Below are 2,922 nucleotides of genomic sequence, written 5' to 3' on the forward strand. Positions count from 1 at the left end.
GGGGGGCCGTGCTTCCGAGCGCGAGCACCTTCGAGCCGTACCCGAGGGTGACGGAGGTGGATGCCACGCGGGTGCCGACCGCGGTGATCGTCGCGATCGCGGGGGTCGCCGACCCGTCGTTCAGCGCGCCGCGCACCTGGACGCTGTCGCCGGGAGCCTTCAGCGACGACAGGTCCTGCGCGTCCCAGGTCACACCGACGGGTGCGGTGCCGGTCCCTCGGGTGGCATCGACGGTCGTGGGGAGGACGACCGACGTCGTGCCGGGAGTGACCTCGAGCGAGACCGGGGCGACCGAGGTCACCACGTCTTGCGGGTTCCACCTGGCCAGAACGCGGTCGCGCTCCTCGCGGGTGATGCCGAACGCGACACCGTGACGCGGGGACGGCGGCAGCGAGTACTTCGCCGGCACCTTCCAGTCGACCTTGCCGTCTTCGAGCGACTCGGTGTAGAGCGGGATGTATCCGCCGCCGCCGAACCAGTCGACGAACACATAGTTGCGGTCACCGTTGATGTCGCCCGGGTTCGAGCGGAACGCCGACGGACCCTCGGTCTCGGGAAGACCGGCATTGGCCGAGAGGCACGTGTCGAACTTGGTCCACTCACCCGAGGACGACGGAGCACGCAAATCGGTGCCCTTCTCCGCCACGATGTCGGGACGGCAGGCGGTCTGCTCCGTCCCCTTCGTGAAGCGGTAGTAGACGCCGTCGCGCTCCAGGATCGTGGTGTCGATGAGGCCCGCGTTGGTCTTGCGGAGGCCCTCGATGTCCCGCGACTTGATGTACGGCACGGCGGGCGTGAAGTCGACCTGACACTGGGTGTCATGCATGCGCCCTACCAGCGCACGCTCGACCGGTTCATCGACCTGGGCGCCGATGTCCTGCTCGCGGGGCACACCCACGGCGGGCAGGTGCGGGTCCCCTTCAGCCGAAAGGCCCTGGTGTCGAACTGCGACCTGCCGCTGGATCAGGCGCGCGGCCTCAGCGCGTGGACGCACGGCGGGCGCACGGTGCCTCTGAACGTGAGCGCCGGCCTGGGGCACTCGATCTACGCGCCGGTGCGCTTCGCCTGCCGCCCCGAAGCGACGCTGCTCACGCTTCTGCCGGTCTGACCCCTCCTCCCCCACCCACGAAAGGGGCGATCCATCCACGGATCGATCCTTTCGCCCGTTCGGCGGGCGTCTCGAAATCGCATGATCGAGTCTCCTCGACCGAAGGGACACTCGATGCACCACCCTCCTCCGCACCGACGCCGCGCTTCGCGGGTCGTCCTCGCCCTCGTCACCTCCGTGGCGTTCCTCGCCGGAACGGTGGCCGTCGCGGCCCCGGCCGAGGCGGCCGACCGCGGCACCGGATTCGGCACCTGGGCCCCGCTCTCCTCCACCGGGTGGCACGGTTCGATGCGCGTCGGCGACGTCGAGACGTATTGCATCCATCCGGGGCTGCCGGTGGCGACCGGACCCACGACCGACCAGGGCGTTCAGACGGATGCCAGGGGCCTGACGCCGCAGCAGCTCGTCTCGATCAACTACCTCGTCACGACCTACGGACAGACCGATGACCCCGTGCAGGCGGCCGGCGTCGGATGGGCCGTGAAGGCGACCGCGGACCGAGATACGACGCTGCACTCGTGGGGGTACGAAGGAGACTCGCTGCGCGAGGCGATCGACTACATCATGCGTCGCGCCAGTCCCGAGAACAGCGCCGCCGTGCAGGACCGCGCGGAGCGCTATCTCGCGGAGGCGTCCACGATCCGCGTACCGCGCGCCGGGGGGACTCTGACCCTCACGACGAACCCGGACGATCCGACCCGCGGAACGGTCGCCGCCGATGTCGACCCGGATGCCACCGGCGGGCTGCATCTCGACGGTGCGGTGTTCGCCGACACCGGCACGGCCGACCGCGCCGACGTCGCGCCGGGACGGACCTACCCGATCCTCGCGTCGCCTCCGCGCGACACCGACGGGCGCCCCTACACCGTGCGTGCCCGCGGCGCGTTCTCGGTCCGGGCCGCCGCTGTGCGCCTGTTCACGACTCTCGGCCAGCAGGAGTCGGCGGGCCCCGCCGAGCCCCAGCGCTTCGAGTTGACGGCGGAAGATGCCATCGCGCGTCCGATCGTGTTCTCGCCACGCATCCATACGGAAGCGCGCATTCAGGACGGTCGCTTCATCGACGCCGTCACGCTCTCCTCCGGCGAGAACGTCTGGCCCCGCGCGGCCGACGGAAGCTTCGTGCGCCTCCGCGCGCGGGGGGACGTCTATCGCACCGGCGACTTCCCGGCCGAGGCGCCCGTCGTGCCGGACGGCCTGACGCCGGTCGCCCGGCTCGAGGTGACCACCGATCCGGCGGCGGGTCCGGGTACGTACACCGTCGCCACGCCCGAACCCCTTCCGGGGCCTGGCGTCTACACCGCGGTGTGGCGGATCGAACGCGCGGACCAGAGTCCTGAAACCGTCCTGCACCTGCCTCTTCGATACGTCTGGGTGGAACGGTTCGCCACCCCGACGCAGACCCGGCAACTCGTGCCGCCTCCGCCCTCGGAAACGCCGGCGCCGACCCCGACGCCGCCCCTCGTCACGCCCGCGGCGGCGCCACCCGCCGCGGAACCGCCGACGGCTCTCGCGACGACCGGGGTCTCCGCTGCCGGCCTGGCGCCCGCGGGAGTCCTCGCGGCCGTGACGGTGGCCATCGGGGTCGGGGTGATCCTGACAGCACGCCGCCGCCGTTTCCCCACCGCCCCAGCCTGAGCCGATCCCTGTCGGGCGAGCGCTTCCGCTCGCGACGCGCCCGCCCGACGGCCCGGTTCGAACCACGCCCGCGAACGGGGTAGACTTATAGGGTTGGCCACGGGGTGTGGCGCAGCTTGGTAGCGCGCGTCGTTCGGGACGACGAGGCCGCAGGTTCAAATCCTGTCACCCCGACCATC

2 protein-coding genes, 1 tRNA gene and 1 pseudogene are annotated in these 2,922 nt (G+C 71.3%); 3 read left to right on the top strand and 1 reads right to left on the bottom strand.

The window, feature by feature from the left end; translation table 11 throughout:
• Positions 1–826 (bottom strand): Ig-like domain-containing protein (locus tag I5G_RS26330; protein ID WP_239642479.1); only part of this gene is annotated, 826 nt, incomplete at its 3' end.
• Here I5G_RS26330 and I5G_RS20325 point away from each other — a divergent pair.
• The 3 genes and pseudogenes from I5G_RS20325 to I5G_RS03290 form a co-directional block, all read left to right on the top strand.
• Positions 806–1,108, top strand: a pseudogene (locus I5G_RS20325) (metallophosphoesterase); the annotation flags it as partial. The gene I5G_RS26330 and the pseudogene I5G_RS20325 overlap by 21 nt on opposite strands.
• A 114-nt stretch (positions 1,109–1,222) precedes the next feature.
• Positions 1,223–2,743: a hypothetical protein gene (locus I5G_RS03285; protein ID WP_148286386.1), complete on the top strand. Its 1,521-nt coding sequence runs from the start codon at positions 1,223–1,225 to the stop codon at positions 2,741–2,743.
• A 100-nt stretch (positions 2,744–2,843) separates the two neighbouring features.
• Positions 2,844–2,920: transfer RNA gene (locus I5G_RS03290), tRNA-Pro, on the top strand.
• The last annotated feature ends 2 nt before the right edge of the window (positions 2,921–2,922 follow it).

This window comes from Microbacterium sp. B19, from assembly GCF_000333395.1.
Taxonomy (GTDB): Bacteria; Actinomycetota; Actinomycetes; order Actinomycetales; family Microbacteriaceae; genus Microbacterium.